This is a genomic window from Brakhagea slesvicensis (assembly GCF_052161625.1).
In the GTDB taxonomy this organism is placed as follows: domain Bacteria; phylum Planctomycetota; class Planctomycetia; order Pirellulales; family Pirellulaceae; genus JBKCUI01.
The window spans coordinates 1,112,766-1,134,757 of sequence record NZ_CP197412.1 but is presented as its reverse complement, the minus strand read 5'-3'; the positions used below and the strand labels follow the sequence as shown (position 1 = coordinate 1,134,757).

The following is a 21,992-nucleotide window of genomic DNA, read 5'->3' as shown; positions in this document are numbered from 1 at the left end:
CGAGTACAACAAGCGATTCGGGGGGTGCCACCCGGAACTCCCTGATGGCAGTCGGAGAACCGACGGATCCCACGAATTGCAAACGCCGCGCCAAACGGTCCATGCCTTGCTAAACTGCGGAGCTTCCGACCGAGTCCAGTGCTTCAAATGAATCGGTACAACGGGTGCTAACGTTCACGCTCGACTCGCAATTTATTTCTCGATGAAACAGACGCCCGCATAGCCGACCACGCGTCCAGGATCACTTCCTCGATCCGCGCTGGTTTCGTACGCGATTCGCTCAATCGCAAACGGTTTGCCCAATTCATGCAATGTTTGCATGACGATCGCAGTCGGGACAACTCCACACATGCTGATATTGTTCGATCGGCACGCTTCGAGCAGTTGATAGGGATCGCAGGATTCCATGGCCCTCAGTGCCAAATCATCGCGCCGTCGGTTTTCTTGGTCAGGCTGATAATGATTCATATCGCTCGAGATGACCAATAGAGGGAGTTCGGGTAGCTTGCGTAGAACGGCAGCCAGTTGTTGGCTGAGGGTGCGTATCTCATCCCAACTAGCCCCTCGAACAACCGCCGCAGTGATACGCGGGCGAAGCGAGTTTCCAATCAATGCCTCCAAAACAGGAAGTTGCACTTCAATTCCATGCTCGGCAAGATGGGCTGTTAGGTCGAACTGCATTCCTTCGACACCTTGAACGATCGCGGTTGCAAGATCTAGATTGGCCGACCAAGCGTCCCCGTCTGGAAGTTCCCACGTCGGAGCGGGACTTACCGCCCAGTCAGAACCGTGTGGTGTATGCTTCGGTCCAAGTATCAAAATCGTTTCCGGCAATTCGGCTTGCTCCCATACCTTGGTCGCAACCGCTCCGCTGAATGTCAAGCCGGCATGGGGTGTCATCAATCCCAACAAACGCATGGGGGCGGCAGGAGGATTCGAACGAAAACTGTCGATCAACGAAGTCCGCTCAGCGCGCGTCGCTGGATAGAATGTGCCCGCCACGGCCGCCTGGCGATTTTCTCTCCTGTCGACCGCGATCGGAGCATTGCTGGCCATCAAGGAGCTGGTGGTAGACATACACTGCATTGAAAAGATGGCGATAGGATTCTTGCGAGACCGCAATGGCAAGGCCGCATCCTGAACAATCTGATGCACCGGTTTTGCGGCGTCAAACACCACCGAGCATCGATCTCCGAGAAGCGAGACGATGGCGCGATTGTCTGGTTTGACCCCTTCGAGGTCGCATTGAGCGATTGGGGTGCGGAGCACATTGCCATCCCAATCCTCGGTTTGGATGATCCCGTGATGGATCGGGTCGTAGAGAACTGTTATCTCCAGTTCGATGTTTAGGTTCTTTTCGAATCTCGTCCGCAACAGAGTATCGGCCGCGCTTTTACAAAGCTCCAACAGAGTGTTTTGAAGGGGAAATCCAGGACGCAGGGAAGTATGGATCCAGTTGGCAAGCGGTTGGCTGGTCTCCGCGTTCCGCAGCGTGAGTACAATCCCGTTGACATTACCATCCATGGCGTCCAGGGCGACATAGCTGGGGGTGCCTCCCTGAGTCAGCGCGATGAGATTGTTCGTTGCAACTTGACGTAGCTTTTGAAGCTTTTGGATGGTTCCAGGCGGGAGTACCACTGGCATGTCCGAGGGAATGGATTCGGGCTCGATGGGACCAGAGAGCACGGCGCCTGCGAAAATCTCGACGGTTGCGGAAGCGTCCTGCCAGGACGCTTCGGGTAATCCTGCTTTGCGACAGACCGCTCTCAAAAATTCTTTTGCATCCCAATTGTGATCGATGGCCACGCTGGGGAGCAACAGTCCGGCTTGATTGCCCCGTGTAATGCGCAGCCCATGCGTGCCGATTTGTACGCCAGCGGCGCGCTCGGTTGGGGGCGTATTCAACACAATGGGGGTGCCCAGGAGGGAAACGTCGAGTTCCAAGTACCGGACTTCCGCAGGGGAAATAGCGACCATCCGAACATCATCCTTGGCCGTGCGGGCCGCAGACTGCAGGATGGCATCCGCGAGCGGAGTGGGGCGCCCCAGAAATCCACAGCATCCGCGAAGCTGCTTGGCACGGGTCAGTGTGGTAAAGAGTCCAAAAACATGCTGCCCGGCAAGATCGCCCAGCAGTTGAGTCCATTCCGCTGAAAGAGGTCGGCCGATCGTTGCTGCGATAATCGCCAGTTGGGTTGCACGGTGGATCTGCTGCTTCTGTGCATCGGTGAGTTCATCAAGTTGAAGCATGGGGAGCTTAACGGGTTCTGAAATCGACACGGGATCCTCCGAAGAGTGGGATTGCGAGGAGTTTAGCGATGGTGGCAATTGTAACGAGGGCTGCGACGGTGCTTCGCCGACCGGCAAAGATAGCTGATGGATTGCGGGTTGGATGTATGTGAGACGGAAAGAATCCAGGTTTACCGGTTGCCGTTTACGTCCCTTCGATCCGGTGCCACCGCTTTCCGATTTTTATGGTCGATCTTCCTTTTCCATGCGATCTTGTCCGCTTTGGATGCCCTTGGATCCTGGATGATTCCAACCCTCCGAGTTATTCTAAGGTGATGAATTCAGAATCGATTGCACAACAAGTCCTTCAGTACGTTTTTTCTGAAGAATACCGGCCCTCTAAACCCAAGGCGATTCATAAGAAGCTAAAGCTTCCGGAAGAGTCGTACCGCGACTTGCGGCGAGCGATCAAAAAGCTTGTGCGGGAAGGTCGCGTTCTCTTTGGCGCCAACCACTTGGTCCTCCGCCCTGCCACCCGTTCCGCTCCCCCACCGACGGTCGAAACCGAGATCGCGTTGGCGGAATCGATCAGTCCCAGGCGTCGCACACATAGCAAGGAAGAAGGGGCCAGCGAGCAAGTTGGAATTTTTCGAGCCGCCCACAACCAACTCTATGGGTTTGTGAAACTCCCCCGTGTCGCCGGTCAATCTCTCACCGACGAGGTCTTTATTCCCCCTCGATACACGAAGGGTGCCATGGAGGGGGATACCGTTCGCATTCATATCACCCTCCAAGGGGTGGAACGGACCGAAGGTAAGGTCGTGGAAATCGTATCTCGTGCGAAACGGGAATTCGCAGGGACTTTTCAAATGGTCGAGGGGCAAGCGATGGTCTGGCTCGACGGAGCGAACCTCACTCACCCGGTCCATATCGGTGACATTCGCGGACTGCCTGTCAACGATGAGGATAAAATCATCGTCGAACTGGTTCGATATCCCGATCTGTTTCAACCCGGTGAAGCAGTCATCCTTCGCGTTTTGGGAAGCAACCGCAACCCGGCCGTCGACACCCAGGCGGTCATGCACCAGTTCGGCTTGGTCGAAGAGTTCCCGTCCGATGCTATCGAAGTGGCACGTGAACAAGCGGATCGATTCAACGAAGACGAAATTCCCGAGGGGAGAACTGATCTGACTCGGATTCCGACCCTCACGATCGATCCGATCGACGCAAGGGACTTCGACGACGCGATCTCGCTTTCCAAAAACGAAAAAGGGAACTGGGAACTCCAAGTCCACATCGCGGATGTTTCGTATTTCGTCCCGTCTGGCAGCCCGTTAGATGTCGAGGCGCAGCGACGGGCAACAAGCGTTTATTTGCCCGATCGCGTCATCCCGATGATTCCTGAGACCATCAGTAATCATCTGGCCTCCCTACAGCCCGATCGCAATCGATTAGCCAAAACCGTCTTCATGGAATACACGCCCGAAGGGACTCTGCTTTACGCGAAGGTCTTCAATAGCGTTATTCGAAACCAACACCGATTCAATTACGAGCAAATCGATCAGTATCTGGCTGATCCAGAACCATGGCGGGAGAAACTCAAACCAGAGATTTTTCAGCTTGTTGGCGATATGCACAGCTTGGCAATGCTTCTACGGCGGCTGCGCAACGAAAAAGGGTCACTTGAACTGACCCTCCCTGAGGTCAAAATCGACTTGGATAAACTCGGCAAAGTGAAAGGTGCACACCTTGTCCACCACACCGAGAGCCATCAAGTTATCGAGGAGTTCATGCTGGCGGCCAATCAAGCGGTCGCGTCTTGGCTCGACTCGCTCGAGCTTCCGTTTTTGCGAAGAGCCCACGCCCCACCCAACCGATTGAAGCTTCGACAACTCAATCAGTTCGTCCGAGCCCTCGGAATTCCTGCAGAAAACATGGAGAACCGATTCGAGATTCAACGGGTCGTTCAAGCCGTCAAGGGGAAGACGACCGAGTACGCGGTGAACTACGCCATATTGAAGAGCATGTCCAAAGCGATTTATCAATCGGCGTTTGAACGACACTACGCACTTGACATGACCCACTATTGTCACTTCACCAGTCCCATTCGACGCTATCCTGACTTGGTCGTGCATCGCATTGTTCAGAAACTGATCGATGGCGAACCGGCTAAAGAAAATGAAGACGTGCTCGAGCGATTAGGGGAGCATTGCAGCGCGATGGAGCAGAATGCGGAGTCTGCTGAACGGGAGTTGATCCGCGTAAAGTTGCTCCACTTCTTGTCGAAGAAGCAGGGGGAGCTGATGAGTGGAGTTGTCGCTGGGGTGAAGTCCAATGGCTTGACCGTGCGAGCTATTGAAGTTCCGATCGATGGTCTGGTTTCGGTGAGCGATTTGCCCGCCGATCGCTATCATTTCGATCGAGAAACCCATACGCTCGAAGGCTTCCGCAGCGGGAATCGCTACCGGTTGGGAGATGAGTTGATCGTGCGCATCGAGAAAATCGATATGGTGCGCCGGCAACTTCATTTCAAACTGGAAAAGGTAACCCACCACAGTGACGTGTCTCCTTACAAAGGAAAACGCCGAGACGAAGGGTCCCGTTCCAATCGCGACCTGGAGCGACGACTTCGAGGTGACCCCTATGCCAAAAAGAAGGGACGTCGCAGGAAGTAGTTCGTTGTGCGAGAGCGGCTTTTCTTCGCTTAAGGATTGGTCTCGGCCGGTGTTTCCAGCGATGTGATTTCTTCGGTGCCTTTACCAGCCTTTCCGAAGTCGATTTCCTGTTTCACTTGGCGGCCGGGAATCTCGTCGCTGTACCAGCCTACTACCCCGGCAGGTCCGGACTCGAGCGCAGTCTTCCATGTGTAGACTTTGGCCGCGACGTCTTTGCCTAAAACAGACATGGTTTCGTCACGAAGCAATTTCGCTTCGCGTAGAGGTGCAACGACTTGTTCGTCCGTTGTGGATTCCAATACGGACTGCTTGGCAAGATACTCAAGTATTTGCGGTGGATTTACAGTCAAGTCGGAGGGGCGTTCCACCGTGATTTGGCTTTCTACCTTCGCCATTGACTTATCGATTTCGACAAGCTTCAGTGTGGTTGTGACCGTCACCGTTCCTTGTTCGTTGACAATGTTGTTTTTGCGAACCACGCGGGTCCCGATTGGGAACTTGGCCCAATTGAGATAATCGGGGTTATCGACGCTTCGAGTTTTCGGGCCGGTCGATTGGAGGGTTGCCGTCGCGGGCGCTTGTGAATCCGGCGATTGCTTTCCTTCATAGGAAGGTGAGCATCCCAGTGCCAACAGTGTAGAGGAGAGGATAAGAAACGGTCTTGGTCGATTCAGGTTCATTGGAAAACCGTGGAAGTAGCTTGAAATAAAGAAACATCCCTTCGCACCGAAGAGCGAAGGGACGTTGCGTAGAATCAGGGGACTATTTTGTTTTTTTGGAGCGTTGTTTGGCCATCGCTCCTTTGCTTTCTTCGTCTTCGACCGCTTGATCGTCAGCGACCATTTTTTGAATCTCTTCAGGTGTCATTTGTTGGGTGTTGATGATGGTGTCACCAGGGCCACCGCATCCCATTTGCCCTGCGAAAGCGATCGAGGTCACGATCGCCCAAAAGAATCTGTTCTGCATGTGAATTCTCCCTTTACGACTAATCTAGGTTGCTGATGACTTGTCCGTCGTCGATCACGTTGAGATGCATCCAGACGACAGCGTCGACAGAGAAGGGGGAGAATCGAACCGAACCATCGCCGTAGACAGCGTTGAGTCCACCTGGGTGTGCGGAGCCGAAGTAGCGGCGCCAAACTGTTCCAGAATTGGTGGTCATGTTGAAAAACGGGAGATTGCGTTTGTCGTTATCGGCAAGGGGTGGAAAGTGGTAACGGATGTTGTCTTCATCCCAGCCACTATTTTGCCAACGCTCGTTGTCACCACCGTCTGCGCCATGCCGGCCGATAGGCAGCGCCTTCTCAGCGACCATGATGCTGTTGGAGGTGCCATCGATCACATCGCCGAGGCGACGTTTCGCTCCTTGCGCGCCCCAAGTGATGTAGCCTTTGCGTCCACCGGTGTTACCAAAGTTTTCAGGTGTTCGCTCGTTGCGTCGTGGGCTAAGGCCGAGCGGGGCGGCTGGAATGTCTCCGAGTCCCTCGTGAACCTCCCCTTGATTGAAACCAGCAGCGCCCGCGTAGTCGTTGCGTGAGAAATTCGAGCCGTAGACCGTTGGTCCGCGTCGCGATGGGCAATAATAGCTGGGAATGATCGCGCGAGCGACATCGTCTTCGCCGTCAATATTGGCGTTCGAAGACGAACGAGGCCAACCATCGACGGGATTGATGTCGAAGCGAGCGAGGGCGTAAACGTTGTTTTGCTCCATGTACGGAAGGATCTTGAAGAAATGATTCCAACCGTTGGGGTGTGCAGCGCGGCAGCAAGTCGTCGTTTCGTAGGAACCGACAGCTTCGTTGTAGACCATACCGGGAACTTTTGGATCCCCGTCATAGCCACCGTTAGGAATCGACTTTGTGGCCGATTCGTGATTCATGAATGCCAAGCCGATTTGCTTGAGGTTATTGCTGCATTGCATGCGTCGAGCTGCTTCGCGCGCCGCTTGAACGGCCGGCAACAGCAGTCCGACCAAGATGCCAATGATGGCGATAACGACCAACAATTCGACGAGCGTGAAGCCGCGCGTTGCTTTCCTAAAACCGCGTGCACCAGGACCGAGTCGCATTGTCATAGTGAGTTGTTCTCCAGACAAGGAACAGAAACAATCAAATAGAACGATGCGACGGTTTATAGAGTTGAAAGATGAAACCGCTAGAGATGCGAAGCGCTCTTTACGAAGTCTTCATGACTTCGACTTCAGAACTAAATATGCGGTGCTGCTGTGTGATGAATCGATGAGTAGGCTGTGAAGAGATGGTGAAGCAGAACGAGACCGCTGCTCCACCCCGAGGCCCAACGACTGTCGTGTTGAGCCGGAACGCAACCATTCGATGTTCGACATTGGCAGGGGCAATGCTATTCGATGCAGTAGAGAGCTTCCGCGGTGCGGAGATAGATTCGGTTATCGGCAAAAACAGGAGTCGCGACGGCTTGGCCATCCAGTTTGTTCTGGCTGACCAATTCTGGTTTATCACCTTCGATAGAGAGGACGAAGCATGTTGCATCTTCTCGCAAGCAGTAAAGTCGGTTACCGGCTAGTACAGGTGAGGAGCTGAAGGCTTTGTTGCTCTTCGGCAGCTGAGAGTCCCATAGCGTCTTTCCCGAATCCGCGGCGATGCAGGTGACGAGTCCTTTGTCGCCGAGTAGATAGAGTTTGCCATCGCGAAATGCTGGAGTCGGTACATCGCTTCCTAGGTCGCGGGACCATGCGATCCGATCCTTATCCGAACTCGATTCATCCAACTTCACGGCAGTCAGCGTGTTGCCGCGAGCATAGGGGCAAATTACCAAGTCGCCGGCGACGACTGGGGACGCGATGCTTCGAAAGTAGCCGTCATTTTTTGGATTGAAACCGCCCAGTTTCCACAGCAGTGCTCCGTCTGAGACGCGATGGGAAGTGACATGGTCAGCACCGACAGTGAGGATTTGATTGCCTGCTACTGTCGGCGTTGTGTAGGATTGGTTGGCTTCTTGATTGACGTTGAGCCAGCGGTCTGCTTTCCACAACTCGGCGCCTGTTTGCTTGTCGAGAGCGATGAGGTAACTCGGGCCTGAATGCATGATAGTGATGATGAAGGCGTTCTCGGTCGCGATCGGGGAGGAGCCGAGATCCCACCAAAGAGTATCTTCGCCATACTTTTCTTGAATGTTTAGAGACCACAGGAGCTTGCCTGATTTGTCAAAGCATCCAGTATCGCCGCTTTTGAAATAGGCGAGTAGAAGGTTTCCATCGGTAACCACCGACGAGTTCGCGCCGCTGGCCTTGGCATGCTTTCCTGCTTTGGCTTTGCCGAGCGTTCGCGTCCATTTCTGTTTTCCATCGAGCCCAACAGACCAAACGGCGTTCTGATCATCGACTCCGAGGGTGAAAACCAGTTGGTCATCGATCAGAATCGGGGTGGAGGCGCCGCGACCAGGCAGATCGATCTTCCACGCGATGTGTTTCGACTCATCCCAAGCGATAGGATACTCCCCTGAGGTGGCGACACCGTTTCCGGAGGGACCTCGCCAACTTGGCCAAGGCGTTTGGGCGGCAGCAAAGGAGGAGCATGTGAGAGCGAGGAGTGTGGCTGCGAATCGAGTCGGCATCGTTATCTCGTGGTTGGAGGGAAATGGGGGGAGTGGACCGGTGCAAGCGTCCATTTTGAGGATTTTAGCCGACAATCTACTCCATCGAAACAGCTTCGCGACATGTCGAGCGCTTACCCTGCGAGATACAATGCCACCGAGCCACCTCTGTTTTCAAGGTTTGTCGCATGGGTTTGGCAAGGAATCTCCTCGAGTCACGAATAGTCGCCATGGAAACGAATGAATTGAGCAATACCGGACCGTTCGCGATCGAAACGCATGACTTGACTCGGCATTTTGGGGACAAAACGGCCGTGAATTGTGTTCGTCTACAAGTCGAACGCGGGACGTTGTATGGCTTTCTTGGACATAACGGAGCTGGGAAATCGACGACGATCAAGATGCTCACGGGATTATTGGCTCCCAGTTCCGGAACGGTTCGCGTGCTCGGCTACGACATGCTCGATTCCAAGGAAAGTCTGGAAGCCAAACGATTCATGGGTGTTATCCCTGAGAACCTGGCGCTCTTTGATAACTTGACGGCCCACGAGTATTTGATGTTCATCGGTCGTGTTCATCGCTTGGATATCCCGACGATTCGCCAGCGGAGCGATGAGCTTCTCGAGCTTCTCTCCTTGCAGAACGAGAGGAAGAAGCTGGCGATGGAATATTCCCATGGAATGCGGAAAAAGCTTTCGTTGGCTGCGGCGCTTCTTCCCAAGCCACAGCTTCTTTTCTTGGATGAACCGTTCGAAGGAGTCGATGCGGTTGCATCGGTAACTATCCGAGAACTGCTATCGCAATTCGTTGCGCGAGGCTGCACCGTCTTTATCACGTCCCACGTTTTGGAAATTGTCCAAAAGCTTTGCACCCATGTAGGGATCATCACCGAAGGTGAGTTGGTACATCAATCTTCGATGGGTGAAGTGCTCGCGAATGGCTCGTTGGAAGATAAGTTTCTGTCGATGGCGGGTTCGCAGCAAGGCAGCGGTCGTTTGGAGTGGCTTGAGTCATGATACCGAATTGGCTTCAGCAGTTTGTTTTTCCGACACTCTTGTTCATCTGGCTCCGCTTTCGTCTTCGATTCAATCAAGTCACGCACAGCTCGAAGCTTGCGCAAGCATTGGGCGTTCTGGGGATGGTCTTTGTTGCCTTCGCCATCGTTTCGGTTTGGATCGGGGGTTTGCTCGCTGGCTTTTTTCTAACCCGATTGGTCGGAGTGGAAAATCACTATTTGATTTGGGATGGTTTGTTGGTGATTGCGATGGTGGCATGGGCGATCCATGTACTCAATGAAGCGCAGCGAGGGGACCCGATCACATTTGACAAGATCCTGCACCTACCCATTGCGCCAACGCAAGCATTTGTTGTGAATTACTTAAGCTCCCTCGGCTCGACCGTCTTCCTGATGACCGTGGGAGGTTATTTGGGATTTATCCTCGGGGCTGTTTTTGTCTTGGGATGGGTTGGCTTTTTGTTTTTGGTTCCGGTCGCTTGCTTCCTTTTTGCGATGACCGCCGTGACCTATTGGTTGCAAGGCTGGTTGGCTGCGGTGATGGCGAATCCGCGAAAACGACAAACCGTCTTGGTTCTTATACCTATCCTAATCATCGGGATGGTTCAAATACCGGTTCAAGTTTTGAACTGGTTGGAGGATCGCAATCGAGCGAAAGTTGAGGCCAAATCAACGGACGGCAAGGAGAAGCAGGCGGAGGGAGTCCAGAGTGAAGAGTCCAGTCGAACCGATGCGAGAGAGAAGCGGAGGATGGAGCGGGAAACGCGTCGACGGGAGGCGTTGGTGCGGTGGAAGCGAGCCATGACGATTGCGAACGACGCCGTTCCTCCACTTTGGCCCGCTGGAGCCGTGCAGGCTTGGACCGAGCCAGGCCACCGATGGTGGGTGCCGTTGGTCACGTCATTGTTGTTGATCGGAGTGGGATGTTGGGCATTGCGAGCGAGCTATCGCTCGACGCTTCAATATTGGCGAGGGGAGTGGGTGCACGGGAAAGGGAGTGGGCGAGGCGGGGATGCGAGCCGTGCAAGAAGTGTTGTTATCGAAGGGACTTCCGTCGCTCGCCGGATTCCTTGGATCGAACGAAAGCTTCCTTGGGGGGCCGAGGAGGTGTCTGCCGTCGCCACGATGACCTGGACCTCGATGCTGCGCGCACCGGAGGTGAAGCTCTATTTGTTTTTACCTTTGTTAGCGCCGGCCATTCTAGGGATGGTGTTCCGCAAAGGCTTGAGCGATGTCAACGACTACTGGAAGGGATTGGTGTTATGCGGTTTTTCGGCCTTTGTCATGTTGGTTGCGTCTGGAGTTACGGGGAATATGTTCGGGTTTGACCGCGCCGGTTTTCGAGCTTTTGTGCTGTCCCCCATGGACCGGAGGCATCTTCTCATGGGGCGGAACTTGGCGTATGCCCCGTTGGTCGCTGCCTTGTCGCTCGGTTCGACGATTTGCTTTTGTTTGCTTTATCAAGTTGGATTCGGGATGTCGATCCACACCATGCTCATGAGTTTGTCTATGCTCGCACCGTATCTACTCGTCATGAATTGGATGGCGATTCTGACCCCTTTTCCGATGGCCAGCGGAAGTGTTCAGCCCAAGCATTTTGATTTTGGGGCGGTCGTGCTGAATCTTGTTCTGTCGATGATTCTTCCTGTCATTCTCGGTGTCTCGCTTTTGCCTCTGGGCGTGCAGTATCTCGTGGACGTATGGGTTCCGGGTTGGCGAGGGTGGCCGGTGGGGATTCTCCTTTCGATTCTGCTCCTGATAGGGGGTGCATGGCTGCATAGGAAGGTGCTTCCTCATCAAGCGAAACTCTTGGGAAATCGCGAGAAAGAGTTGCTGCGGATCGTCACTTCCAAAGTCGAGTAGATCTTGGAAAAAGTAAGGTTGTCAACCGAACCAGGAGTGTATACACTTCGTCCATCGTCGAGGGGAAACCCGACATGATTGCCCCGTGGTGTAATTGGCAACACAAGGGATTTTGGTTCCTTTATTCTAGGTTCGAGTCCTAGCGGGGTAGTTTTCTTTGGGAGCTCGGCTGATGCCGAGCTTTTTTTCTGCCCAGATTGGTAATCGTTTGCAGCGATCCAATGGATTCTCCCCGACCCTGTCCCCCACCACCGATGCCAGAAATCCAGGCTTTCCGCGGACTCCGATACAATTTGGCTCGAGTCGGCTCGCTCTCCGACTGCATCGCGCCCCCTTATGACGTCGTCGATGCGGAGTTGCAGGACCGACTTTACCGCTTATCCCCGTACAACTTTATTCGTTTGGAGTTGAATCGCCGCGAGCCCAGCGATGAGAGCGAGTCCGAAGTATACGAGCGGGCCGGCCGCATCTATCGGGCGTGGAGATCCGAAGGGGCGCTTCAATCGGAGCCCGATTCGGCTCTTTATGTTTACCATCAGGAGTTCGTGATCGCAGGAAAGTCTTTCACGCGGCGCGGCTTTATGGCCAGGATGCGGCTGGAGCGGTTTGGCGAGGGGAAGGTTTACCCCCATGAGCAGACGCATGCCAAGGCAAAGGAAGACCGGCTCCAATTGATGCGGGCCACCCAAGCCAACTTGTCTCAAATCTTTGGCTTGTATGCCGACCCGGATAACGAGGTTCAAGAGATATTGGAGCAGAAGATCGCCGGCGTTCACGGGCTTGAGGCGACCGACCATCTCGGCGTGGTCCATCGATTGTGGCCGATCACCGATGTGCAAACCATTCAGCAGGTCTCCGCGCTGATGGCGGATCGCGAAGTGTTTATTGCCGATGGTCATCATCGTTATGAGACAGCGTGCAATTATCGAGACGAGTTGTCACAATCCGAGCCTCTTTCCCCATCGCATCCGGCCCAGTTCGTGTTGACGATGTTGGTAAGTATGGAGGATCCAGGACTGGTGGTATTGCCGACGCATCGGCTACTCCACGGCGTACCGGCTTGGACGACCGAGGAAATCTGCAGTCGATTGGTGCCGTACTTTGATTGCGAGCTCGTCGCGGAGGGGCCAGAAAGCGCTGGGGCGGTTTGGGCAGAGCTAGATCGCTTGGACGAGCAATGGATCATGGCGTTGTATTCCAAGTCGTCCAATCAGTGGATTCGCATCTCGGCGCGGCAGGAGGCAGCGGATCGGATGGCGGAGATTTCCCGGGAGGAGTCCGGGGACTGGCAATCGCTCGGCGTCGCGTTATTGCATCGCTTGGTCTTGGAGGATCTATTCGGACTGAAAGAAATGCCAACTTCGACGTACGTCCATTCGGTGCAAGAAGTGATCGATGGATTGCAGGGAAGATTCGAGCAAGGGTTGGAGTATCCGATCGCGGCGCTGGTGATGCCTGCTACGATAGATGACATTCAATCGATCTCGCTCAATGAGGAACGCATGCCCGCGAAGAGTACCTACTTCTATCCAAAACTGGTTTCGGGGCTGGTCCTTCACCCGCTTGAATAATCCGAACCACGAACGTATTCCCAACCGGGCCGATCGATTGCGCCGATTATTCGAGGGGCAGCGCGAGGGCTGTTCGGAAGAGTGCATCCGCTATGGTATGCTGTAAGAGCCAACTCGCTTGGTTTGTCTGTCGATTGGAAGCGGTTAAAGGATTGGATCGTCGATGTCGTTTCTTCATGTTTCGCTATTGGCGGGAGCGTTACTCGCGGTTGTCCCGATAGCGCTTCACATGTTGGGCCGAAAGCAGCCCAAAGCGATGACCTTTCCGGCGATTCGCTTTGTTCGACAGACGGCTGTGGCTGCTCAGAAAGGCTGGAGCATCAAACGTTGGTTGCTTCTTTCACTTCGGGTACTTCTTCTCGTCTTGGCCGCGTTGGCTCTCTCGTCACCACGCGTACCTAGCGGGGATTTTGCGAACTATTTGCTCCTCGGCATGTTCGCGCTCTTTGCGTTGCTCGCGACCGGGGTTGCGGCGACTGCGGTTGCGAATCGAAAAAGTCGAGGCCTGCGATTAGGCACGGCCTTGATCGCATTTTTGCTCTGGGCCTTTACCGGGGTTTGGGGTGTTGCGACAGGGCTTGGGGGAGCCAAGCAATGGATGCCGGTTTCAACAGGGCCGATCGCAACCGCCATTGTCCTCGATACGTCACCGTCGATGGGATATCAATATCGGAACAAGACGCGGATGGACGAGGCAAAGGAGATGGCGGGCTGGCTGATGGACCGATTGCCGGTGGGGAGCCAAATTGCAATCGTAAATTCTGATTCCACCGTTCGACTGCTTGCAGACCGCACATCCGCCAATCGGCAGCTTGAAAAGACGATTGTGGAGGGAAGGGGTGCGTCCCTGTCGCAGCGTATTGCTAATTCGATCGATGCTCTCGAGCGATCGGAATTGGAGCGTCGAGAGATCTATGTGCTGTCCGATATGTCAACCGTTGCTTGGCGTGACGCAGAATCGTCGGGGATCGCTACTCGATTGGGGACTCCTAGCGGACAGACTGCCGCAGACGGATCTTCCGTGGAGGCCCAGAGGCAGGAGGGAAAGATTCTGGTGCAGCTCATCGACGTGTCGGTGCGGGAGAAGGAAAAGAAGAATTGGGGGCTGAAGAAAGTGTCGGTTGATCAGCAGTCAACTGTTCCTGGAGCGTCCGTTTCCATCGACATCGAAGTCGAGGGAAGGCCCGGAAGCGGTGCGGAGCAGATGACGGTTGAGTTGGTCGCAGAGCCGGTGGAACGGAACCTTGTCGTGCGAGGCGAAAAAGTCGTACAACCCGATTTGATTCCGATCGATCGACAACTCATCGATATTCCCGACGGTGGGGCCTTCTCCGCTCGATTGACCTGGAAGGACTTGAGCGAGGGGACCAATCACGCGCAGATCCGACTCTCGCGCCCTGACCCACTGATGAGCGACAACACGGCATTTTTAAGTGTCGAGGCAAAGCCGCAGGGACAATCATTGGTGGTAGCCCAAGATATGCGAGATGCTCAGTTGATCGCTTTGGCAATCGAGCCGGCGGAACAAATGGAAAGGTCCGAGGGGGGGCGAGACGACGGTGTAGCGAAAATACAAAACGGACCGAAGATCGACACGTATGCGAAGCTGGGGATTGCACCTTTATCGGACTACTCGAACATCGTACTTTTCGATCCTAGCGGGATGGATGCGGACACATGCGACAAGCTGCAACGCTGGGTCGAGGAGGGAGGGGGGCTAATGATCGTGATGGGTTCCGCCCACGCGACCCCAGAAGAGTGGATGGACTCACCCATCCGAGTTTTACTCCCTGGAGTGGTCAAGCGGATTACTCGCCGCGATAGTAGCGATCGCGGGATCGTGTTGAGTCCGTCGGTCCTCAATCACTCCATGTGGTCCATTTTTGAGCGACCGGTCGAAGAGATTCCTTGGGCTGCCTACCCGGTTTATCGTCATTGGGATTTAGAAGAATTGCGTCCCGACGCGTTTCCTTTGATGCGATTCACTCAAAGCGAGTTGCCGGCGTTGGTCGAGGAAGTGCGGGGGCAAGGCCGCATTGTGACTTGGGCTGTGCCTTATCCCGAGCCCTTTGCGCACGCACCTGGCACCGAGTGGAGCGAGTTGTTTCGAACGACGCGAGCGGAGTGGCCAGGTTATGCGTTGTTTGTTGGCGCCGTCCGTTACTTGGCATCGTGGAGTGACCAGCAACTGAACTACTACGTCGATCAAGCGGCAGTGTTGAACAACAACACGAGCAGCATGCCTCTGAAGTACCAACTTTTTGATCCGACGGGTGAGCAATCGAGTGTGGAGTCCTCCAACGAGACCTTGGTATGCAACTACACCCGATTTCCAGGAACCTACCGATTGAAAGGATTGCGCCCGCAAGGCTCCTTGATACGAGGGTTCAGTGTCAATGTGAAGCCCGAAGAAGTATCGTTGACTCGCGTCAAGGATGAGGTACTCGGTACTGCGATAGGGGTAGGCAATTATCGTCTTGCACGCGAGTTGAGCGAGTTGGAATCGTCGATTGGTGAAGGGCGATTTGGTCGAGAACTCAGCCCCTTTGTCTTGGCCATGTTGGTGATGTTGTTCATGGCGGAGCAAACGATGGCTAGTCGATTCTATGCTGCGTCCAAGGCGGGTGGGGCTAGTCTCCGCGGTCGATTCCCCAACGCCAAGGAGGCGGCTTGATGGATTGGTCGTTGAATCCTGTCTTAGGTGGCTATTGGATCATCGGATTGGTCGGCCTTGGATTGCTAGCGGTGCTGATCCTTGTTCAGGAATCAGGGAAGGTCAATCGCTGGCAGTGGCTAGCCTTGTGGTTGATTCGGTTGTCGATTTGTGTCGTTCTTTTGTTGCTTTTGTTGCGACCTGGCGTGACCTTTACGAAGCAGTCCAGTCCTCCCGGTACCGTCGCGATCCTGTTTGATGAGTCCGCCAGCATGGGATTGCCTTCGGGGGATGGCAAGCTGACGCGTTGGGAGCAACAGACGGGATTGCTGAATCAGATTTGGGGAGATCGCGAGAAGCTTGGGAAAGAGAACGGTTGGGCAGCGTTTGCTTACAGCGATAGGTTGAGACAAGTAGCGACGGCCAAAGGAATCGAACCATCTGCATTGTCGCTGCCGATCGAACCAAACGGATCGGTTACCGACATCGCTGGCCCCTTTGGTGAATTGATGGGAGCATCGCTCGATTCTCCCCTGTCTGCGGTGATTTGGTTTGGTGATGGATCCCAAACGCAGAGCCCGGCAGGGGGAGATCCCCTTCAAATGGCCAGGCGATTGTCGCAATTGGATATCCCGCTCTATGTCGTGGGGATCGGCCCCCGAGCGGATAGCGAGAACTCACGAGATTTAAGTGTGGAGGGAGTGCCCGAGCAGTTGGATGTGTTTACGAAGAATCCGGTCAATGTGCTCGGGAGCGTCCGTTGTCGCGGTGTGGCCAACCAAGAGATTTCGATTCGGCTTTCGATGCGCCGCGAGGGGACGGAGCCTCAGGAGTTGGCGCGGACCAAGGTGAGACCGGTCCGAGCGGATGAAGTAATTCCGTTTCAACTGAAAGTCGTTGCGCCGGAACCTGGTGCATACGAAATGGTTGTCGAGGCGATACCGGTCGAGCGAGAGATCGTCGCTCAGAATAACGAGTCTACGGTCTATCTCAATGTACGTGCAGGGGGGGCTCGCGTGCTGTATATCGAGGGCGAAGCTCGATTTGAGATGAAGTTCATTCGGCGTGCGTTGGGGGAGAGTCCAGATATCGATATCCTCTCGTTGCCCATCAACAAGCCACCTGTTCAGAAGTGGCCCGTCAATCTGCGCGATCAGCTTTCCGGCGATGTATTCGATTGCATTGTACTAGGAGACGTTGACTATCGCGCGTTCGAGGCGGAGGGTGCTTCGCGATTGGCCGAGATGGTACGAAACGGAGCCGGCTTGATCACTCTCGGCGGGTACCACACGTATGGGGCGGGTGGGTGGGGGGAATCCGCGTTGCGCGACGTACTGCCCGTGCAAATCGGCGGAGCCACGCGTAATGCGATCGATGGGAGAATCCAGCTGCAAGAGCAAATCAATGCCCCTGTGAAGGTAATTCCGCGTGGCGGTTCCGATATTTTGCAAATCGATGCACCCGAGCGCAATTCGGAGACTTGGAAAAACCTGAAGCCCCTATTGGGGGCAAACCGCTGGGCAGGCATCAAGAACAATCCTGGGACGGTTTTATTGGCAGAGAGTCAGAATGGAGATCCACTGATTGTTGCTGGCGTTGCCGGCAATGGTAAAGTCCTTTCGTTAGCGATCGATTCAACCTTTGTCTGGGCTCGTCAGGGAAAGCTAGCAGAGCATAAGGCGTTTTGGAGAAAGCTGATCTATTGGTGCATGCGGAGGAAAGCAGTAGATGAAGGGATGGAAATGCGCATGACCCAGCGGAGGCTATTTCTTTCACAACCCTCCGAATTGATTATCGATTGGATTGCTGGAAGTCAGGCGTTGGAGATGCCACCGAACATTGCATTGCACCTGTGGAAAGAGAGCGAATCCGGGCCCGTCGATCTCGGAGAATCCCCATTGATCAAAAGAGACACAGGCTCCTTGCGTTCGAGTTTTTCAGGAGCCAAAGAGCCTGGGCGATATGAGTGGCGAGCAAAAGCGACGGCTGCGAATGGGAAGGAGTTGGAGAGCCGATTGCCCTTTATTGTGGTGGATCGCTCGTTGGAGAGTTTGCAACCGATACCCGATTGGCAATTGATGGAGCAGATGGCGAGGCTCAATGAGGACGCTGGAGGTGATTTGCTCTCCCCGGATCAGATGTCCGATGTGATGAATCAGTTGCAGTCGAGGCGAAAACAATCCACGGAAACGGTCGTAGAGAATCGCAAACTGGGAGAAGGATTGATCGATTCTTGGACGGCTTTTATGTTATTCGGGTTATTGATGGTCGCCCAGTGGTCGCTACGGAAACGTTGGAGCTTGCCGTAGCGAACAGAAAAGACAAGAGCCATGGAAGGGCGAACGAGTTGTTGCTCCGTCTGGTTACTTTGTCTTGCTGCTACTTGTTTTTAGTCGGTGCGGATTGAGCCTTCTCCGCTTCCTCGACTTCTGTATCGTGCGCCTTGATCTCGGACTCTAATTCTGCAGTGACATCTGCTTTCGCGTCGGACCCTGACCCGCATCCGCTCGACATACCCACGATGGTAAGGAGTAGGAAGGCGATTAGGAAACCGAATGATTGAGCTTTCATAAGTGAATTTTTCTGGGGTAGTGAGGATAGGTAATGGAAAAAGAAGAGGGATCACCACGTGAACCATGCGTTGTTGGGTAGGTGCACGTGATAATCCCAGCTCCATCGTTCCGGCTGTGGCCGGATGGTCGATTACTCGAGAGCCACGGTTTGGCCGTCGTCGACCAAGCTCAATCGCCGGAAGACTTCGGCGTCGATGGAAAAGGACATGAATTGAACCGAGCCGTCTGCGAATCCACCGTTCATGCCTGAAGTGTGCGACGATCCGAAGAACGGATGCCACTGATTGAATCGATTGCCATGCTTGGTTTGAGCCACGATCCATGTCGAGCCTTCGAGTCGAGGTGCTCGCGAGTCTGCAATGGGTGGTAATCCTTCTTGCAAATTCGATTCTGCAGGGACGATTATCGCACCATATCGAACGATATCTTCGTCCCAGCCCGGATTGCTCCAACGTTCGTTATCACCACCTTCGCTTCCATAAGCAGTTGGGTGCAATGCCTTCTCGCCGATCATCAAGGTGTTCGAAGAGCCGTCTTTGATTTGCTCGATGGTCAATTTCCAGCCTTGGGAATCGATCTGACGAACGACACCTCGTTTCCCGTTGCTAGGAGCTCCACTTCGCAGGCCGATGGCTGGGTTACGTTCCCCGGCGTTTCCTGCATAGTCGGCGCGATAAGACCCACCGTACAAAGTCGGAGATCGTCGGGAGGGGCAGGCATAGGTGGCTGGTAAGCGTGCTGCAACCAGGTTATTGCCCGGGTTGTCGGCAGAAGCGGTGGTTGGGTCGCTGTTTGCAGCAAGGTCATAGAGGTTTTGCTGCTCGATGTAGGGAAGGATGTGGTAGAGCCAGCTATAGCCGGTGAAGCTACGGGAGTTGCAACAGGAACTCAAGGCATCACCGAATTTTCCATTCCCGTCCCTTGCACCGCCGGGAAGATAGCGATTCGCATCCTGGAAGTTGTGAAAGGACAGTGCCATCTGTTTGATGTTATTGGAGCACTGCATACGACGGGCGGCTTCGCGAGCCGCTTGCACGGCTGGCAATAGCAAACCTACGAGAATACCGATGATGGCAATGACCACCAACAGTTCAACAAGTGTGAAGCCTCGTCGAAGGCTTGTTTTCGAAATGGACAATGTAAGACTCCCGATAACCGGACAGAGTAACGAAATGGAATGTTGCAGCACCCGAGGAATCGATCGCAAGGGTGCAACAAGAGCCAATAAGGAAGGACCCGGCGGGCCGTGGCCTGCGGCGTACCGGAAGGTGCGGTGTGCTCAACGCGACGAACAGAATGTTGAACCATACCGGTCATCGCAACATAAGTGCACCGTATTGTTCAGCACTTGTGGTTGTTCAGCACTTGTGCGAGTGCCATCGTAAGGAATGATCGTTCGAACTCAACTGGCGGGGGAGGGCTTTTGAACGAACTTCGCAGACTCTTCATATGAGGAGATGCTGTTGCTGTTGGTCGCGCAGCGCGGAGTTACCATGATGAAGTTGCGCAAGGGGCTTGCATCTTCCGTAACTGCCGGACGGTGAAGCGGGAGGCTCTAGAAATCACACAGCAAGTTGCATTCAATGAAGATTCACTGAAGATTCGCAAGGGCGATTCAGAGGATGTCTGCTATAAGTTCGCGCACGTCGAGGCCTGATTCGCGAACAGCCGTTGCGACCGTCGGATTCGCGAAGATTCGAACGCGCTTGACGATGTCGTCAAACTGTTTCGTTGCAAGTGCCTGCACCATAGGGGATACGTCCCCTAGCTGACGGAATACCCCCTGAGACAAACGTACTTCCATCTGGAATTGAACATCCAGCTTGTGCGAAGGGGCGTCGATCAAGACATCGAAGTCTGAGACCGGGGTCGGTAAGAGGCTGGCGATCCTTTGAGACAATCGTCGTGAGAGGGTCGTGATCTCCGCATAAGGTCGCCTCGACAAGCTTCGATGAAGTAGAGGCTCGTCCAGATAATCGAATTGGGCGATCCGCTTGTAGAGATTGCGGATGGGACCGAAGATTCCTGCCGCGCAGGATTCCCAGAGTTCATGGCGAGATCGAGATAGCAACTCCTCGATGACCTGATGGTCCGTGGCGTGAGCCCAGCGAAGGACATCGGTCGCATCGCACCGGTGGTGTTGAAATAGTTCATAGACGGTGCGTTGGAGCATCGCAGTCGCGGAGCGGACAGCGTGATGCCAATAGACTTCGCTGAACATGATGTATCGAGCGAAGACCATCATCTCGGCGGCTGTCTTCCCTTTATCGCCGATCGACAGTTTGAGAGTCTCTGGGTGGATGCAGAGGGCGCGAATCAAGCGACTGCGATCGAAGTTTCGACCGTAGGGGACGCCCGCGTGGGTGGAGTCCCGTTCCAAGTAATCCAGTTTGTCGATGTCGATGGGGCCACTGAGCATCGATCGGAGAATGGTTTCTGCGGGCCGGCTCTGATCGCTCTCGCTCTCGACGAAGAGGAGTTTTGCGATCGCAACGGGAGTGAGGTTCCAGTCCTGTTCAAGCAACTCCGCCATGGGAGGTTCGGAAAGGAGGGGGAGGGCGATGTTTTCGTGATGGGGGATTCCGGGGATTTGGAGATCCTCGATGGCGTGGCAGAAAGGCCAATGGCCTAAATCGTGAAAGAGAGCTGCCACGATGAACGTCTCGGCATCTGGCGGTGCGATCACTTGCTGGAAAACGGGATCGGATCGCAGATGCTGGACAAAATGGACCGCATTTCGGTAGACCCCCAAGGAATGCTCGAAGCGGGTGTGGGTTGCACCCGGGTAAACAGTCGACACCAGTCCCAATTGGCTGACCCGGGCGAGCCGACGGAACGCTGCGGTGTCGATCAGTCGTTTCACGCGTGGGGTGACAGGGACATCGACCTCAGGACTGATGCGGATCGACGGGCAGCGGCTCGATAGCTCAGGGAACTCCATTTCTTTCACCTTGGGTCAGCACCTTTTTCCAACGACTGCGTTTCAACTACTGCGTTTCAATGACGGCGTTTCGAGGTCAACAACGTCATGGGAAGACATCGTACTTCATGCAAGTCAAAAAAAGTTTTGAGGGGCGGAATGTCGCACTTTCCAGCTACTGATGTGCGAAGAGTGAAGGGAAGCTCTCGACTGCCCCCATGCGGCTGCACTGATAGGAACCCGATTTGTGGGGCGTATGATACCTTTGAGGGCCACTAGCGGGGGCTTTCGAGAGCTAGGAAGTTCAGGTTGCGAGCCCCGGTGGATTCGCAATGAGCAAACTTGTTAGGCCGCAAACCTTGCCTGCTCGAAACCGTGTGAGTTGGCAAGGGGCAGATCGCAAAGGGAAGGTTAAAATTTTCTTGACTTTACTCCCCCTATGTCAATAATCGATGGTCGTTGGGAGAAAAGAAGAAGAAATTTTGCGGGTGTCGTGGCCGCCAGACGCGGTTAGTAGTGATGATTCCACCCGCAGAGATTTCTTGGAATGGAAGTCCATTCTATCCCTAAGAACGAGCGCGAGAGAATGTGGCAATCGCTCGCTATCCTTGGACACTTTGGGAGGGCCATTATTTAATGAGTAATTTGTGTAAGAACGTCTTTGAAGCAATTCTCAAGTACGGTCATGATGAAGACTTCGATCCAATCGTAGACAACCATTTCTTGCCGACCGATGCACCTGCAGGCTCGCAAGAAAAAATCGAAGTTCTCCGTCGTCGCGTCGAACTCGGGCAGCCTTTGTGGCACTCCGATGACCGTGTTGATTACAGCGGCTTGACCGGCGCAATTCGTCCTCGTGAGTAGCGTTCGAGTGATTTTCGAGCCCGTGAACTGACGTTCCGTAACCGAAAAGTTGCAAGAAG

15 protein-coding genes and 1 tRNA gene are annotated in these 21,992 nt (G+C 54.4%); 8 read left to right on the top strand and 8 right to left on the bottom strand.

Features of this window, described 5'->3' with window-relative positions; genetic code table 11:
• Window positions 1-192: 192 nt before the first annotated feature.
• On the bottom strand, window positions 193-2,280 hold the full coding sequence (gene amrB / locus SH467x_RS04395; protein ID WP_482370079.1) for an AmmeMemoRadiSam system protein B: 2,088 nt from the start codon (window positions 2,278-2,280) through the stop codon (window positions 193-195).
• Between the two features lie 284 nt (window positions 2,281-2,564).
• On the opposite strand from amrB, the gene SH467x_RS04390 reads away from it, so the two are divergent.
• Window positions 2,565-4,904, top strand: coding sequence for a ribonuclease R family protein (locus SH467x_RS04390; protein ID WP_482370078.1), 2,340 nt, complete (start codon window positions 2,565-2,567; stop codon window positions 4,902-4,904).
• A gap of 29 nt (window positions 4,905-4,933) precedes the next feature.
• Here SH467x_RS04390 and SH467x_RS04385 read toward each other — a convergent pair whose 3' ends face one another.
• The 4 genes from SH467x_RS04385 to SH467x_RS04370 all read right to left on the bottom strand — a co-directional run bounded on the left by SH467x_RS04385 (window position 4,934) and on the right by SH467x_RS04370 (window position 8,495).
• Complete coding sequence (locus tag SH467x_RS04385; protein WP_482370077.1) at window positions 4,934-5,584, bottom strand: hypothetical protein; 651 nt, start codon at window positions 5,582-5,584, stop codon at window positions 4,934-4,936.
• 82 nt (window positions 5,585-5,666) lie between these two features.
• Entirely contained in the window at window positions 5,667-5,870 is a 204-nt protein-coding gene (locus tag SH467x_RS04380; RefSeq protein WP_482370076.1) for a hypothetical protein, read from the bottom strand.
• Between the two features lie 19 nt (window positions 5,871-5,889).
• The gene (locus tag SH467x_RS04375) at window positions 5,890-6,978 is read right to left on the bottom strand and encodes a DUF1559 family PulG-like putative transporter (protein WP_482370075.1); all 1,089 of its coding nucleotides are present in this window, start codon (window positions 6,976-6,978) and stop codon (window positions 5,890-5,892) included.
• A 284-nt stretch (window positions 6,979-7,262) separates the two neighbouring features.
• Window positions 7,263-8,495 carry an outer membrane protein assembly factor BamB family protein gene (locus tag SH467x_RS04370; RefSeq protein WP_482370074.1) on the bottom strand — a complete coding sequence of 411 codons (1,233 nt, stop codon included), beginning with the start codon at window positions 8,493-8,495 and terminating at the stop codon, window positions 7,263-7,265.
• A 209-nt stretch (window positions 8,496-8,704) separates the two neighbouring features.
• Here SH467x_RS04370 and SH467x_RS04365 point away from each other — a divergent pair, with 209 nt between their 5' ends.
• From SH467x_RS04365 to SH467x_RS04340, 6 genes are all read left to right on the top strand, one after another.
• Window positions 8,705-9,490 carry an ABC transporter ATP-binding protein gene (locus SH467x_RS04365; protein ID WP_482370073.1) on the top strand — a complete coding sequence of 262 codons (786 nt, stop codon included), beginning with the start codon at window positions 8,705-8,707 and terminating at the stop codon, window positions 9,488-9,490.
• The gene (locus SH467x_RS04360; protein ID WP_482370072.1) at window positions 9,487-11,352 is read left to right on the top strand and encodes a hypothetical protein; all 1,866 of its coding nucleotides are present in this window, start codon (window positions 9,487-9,489) and stop codon (window positions 11,350-11,352) included. The genes SH467x_RS04365 and SH467x_RS04360 overlap by 4 nt, the downstream gene beginning before the upstream one ends.
• 79 nt (window positions 11,353-11,431) lie before the next feature.
• A tRNA-Gln gene (locus tag SH467x_RS04355) sits at window positions 11,432-11,503 on the top strand.
• 103 nt (window positions 11,504-11,606) lie between these two features.
• Window positions 11,607-12,923 (top strand): DUF1015 domain-containing protein, encoded by a 1,317-nt coding sequence (locus SH467x_RS04350; RefSeq protein ID WP_482370071.1) that lies wholly within the window; start codon window positions 11,607-11,609, stop codon window positions 12,921-12,923.
• Window positions 12,924-13,086: 163 nt separating this feature from the next.
• Complete coding sequence (locus SH467x_RS04345; RefSeq protein WP_482370070.1) at window positions 13,087-15,597, top strand: BatA domain-containing protein; 2,511 nt, start codon at window positions 13,087-13,089, stop codon at window positions 15,595-15,597.
• Complete coding sequence (locus tag SH467x_RS04340) at window positions 15,597-17,885, top strand: hypothetical protein (protein WP_482370069.1); 2,289 nt, start codon at window positions 15,597-15,599, stop codon at window positions 17,883-17,885. The genes SH467x_RS04345 and SH467x_RS04340 overlap by 1 nt, the downstream gene beginning before the upstream one ends.
• A gap of 70 nt (window positions 17,886-17,955) precedes the next feature.
• Here the strand turns inward: SH467x_RS04340 and SH467x_RS04335 are convergent, their stop codons facing one another.
• The 3 genes from SH467x_RS04335 to SH467x_RS04325 all read right to left on the bottom strand — a co-directional run bounded on the left by SH467x_RS04335 (window position 17,956) and on the right by SH467x_RS04325 (window position 21,090).
• Entirely contained in the window at window positions 17,956-18,147 is a 192-nt protein-coding gene (locus SH467x_RS04335; RefSeq protein WP_482370068.1) for a hypothetical protein, read from the bottom strand.
• 132 nt (window positions 18,148-18,279) lie between these two features.
• Entirely contained in the window at window positions 18,280-19,287 is a 1,008-nt protein-coding gene (locus SH467x_RS04330; RefSeq protein WP_482370067.1) for a DUF1559 family PulG-like putative transporter, read from the bottom strand.
• Window positions 19,288-19,764: 477 nt separating this feature from the next.
• Window positions 19,765-21,090 carry an HD domain-containing protein gene (locus tag SH467x_RS04325; protein WP_482370066.1) on the bottom strand — a complete coding sequence of 442 codons (1,326 nt, stop codon included), beginning with the start codon at window positions 21,088-21,090 and terminating at the stop codon, window positions 19,765-19,767.
• A 615-nt stretch (window positions 21,091-21,705) separates the two neighbouring features.
• On the opposite strand from SH467x_RS04325, the gene SH467x_RS04320 reads away from it, so the two are divergent.
• Window positions 21,706-21,933 carry a hypothetical protein gene (locus SH467x_RS04320; protein WP_146676379.1) on the top strand — a complete coding sequence of 76 codons (228 nt, stop codon included), beginning with the start codon at window positions 21,706-21,708 and terminating at the stop codon, window positions 21,931-21,933.
• The last annotated feature ends 59 nt before the right edge of the window (window positions 21,934-21,992 follow it).